General features: G+C 70.3%; 1 protein-coding gene. It reads right to left on the reverse strand.

Features of this window, described 5'->3' with window-relative positions; genetic code table 11:
- Window positions 1-1,248, reverse strand: a 1,248-nt coding sequence (locus ACGTNG_RS18105) for a hypothetical protein (RefSeq protein ID WP_394797885.1), incomplete at both ends; no start/stop codon positions are given.

The raw sequence follows: 1,248 nt of genomic DNA on the forward strand, positions 1-1,248 counted from the left end.
AGCTCAGCGTCAGCGTGCCGGTCACCGTGGCGGCGGTGGTCACCGCGAAGGCCAGCGTGGTGGTGCCGGTATCACCGCTCTCGGTCACCGTCGGCGCATCGGCGATGGCGACCAGCGTGGCCGTGTCATCCTCCGCGACCGTGCCACTGGCGGTGTCGGCGGCCGGATCGATGGCATAGCCCGCCTCGGCCACCTCGGTGATCACCACCGTGATGCTGTCGGGGCCGTCGTCGACGTCGTCGTTGGCCACCGCGATGCTCAGCGTGCCGACGCCGTCGGTCACGCTCACCGCCTGGGTCTGCGGCGCGCCGCCGTCGACCTGGTAGCTCAGCGTCAGCGTGCCGGTTACCGTGGCGGTGGTGGTCACCGCGAAGGCCAGCGTGGTGGTGCCGGTATCGCCGCTCTCGGTCACCGTCGGCGCATCGGCGATGGCGACCTGCGTGGCCGTGTCGTCCTCCGCGACCGTGCCACTGGCGGTATCGGCGGCCGGATCGATGGCATAGCCCGACTCGGCCACCTCGGTGATCACTACCGTGATGCTGTCGGGGCCGTCGTCGACGGCGTCGTTGGCCACTTCGATGCTCAGCGTGCCGACGCCGTCGGTCACGCTCACCGCCTGGGTCTGCGGCGCGCTGCCGTCGACCTGGTAGCTCAGCGTCAGCGTGCCGGTTACCGTGGCGGTGGTGGTCACCGCGAAGGCCAGCGTGGTGGTGCCGGTATCGCCGCTCTCGGTCACCGTCGGCGCATCGGCGATGGCGACCAGCGTGGCCGTGTCATCCTCCGCGACCGTGCCACTGGCGGTATCGGCGGCCGGATCGATGGCATAGCCCGCCTCGGCCACCTCGGTGATCACTACCGTGATGCTGTCGGGGCCGTCGTCGACGGCGTCGTTGGCCACCGCGATGCTCAGCGTGCCGACGCCGTCGGTCACGCTCACCGCCTGGGTCTGCGGCGCGCCGCCGTCGACCTGATAGCTCAGTGTCAGCGTGCCGGTCACCGTGGCGGCGGTGGTCACCGCGAAGGCCAGCGTGGTGGTGCCGGTATCACCGCTCTCGGTCACCGTCGGCGCATCGGCGATGGCGACGAGCCACGGATCGACGGGATCCGAGATGCCGTCCGGGGTGGTCACCTCCAGGTACTGCCAGCGCGCTTCATAGGCATCCAGCGTTACGAAATCATTCGAGGTCACGCCGATCGCCGTCAGCGCCGCGGCATCCAGCAGGTTATCCAGCACGGCAGCGGGCAGCG

The organism is Halomonas sp. B23F22_3 (genome assembly GCF_043496965.1).
Taxonomy (GTDB): Bacteria; Pseudomonadota; Gammaproteobacteria; order Pseudomonadales; family Halomonadaceae; genus Halomonas.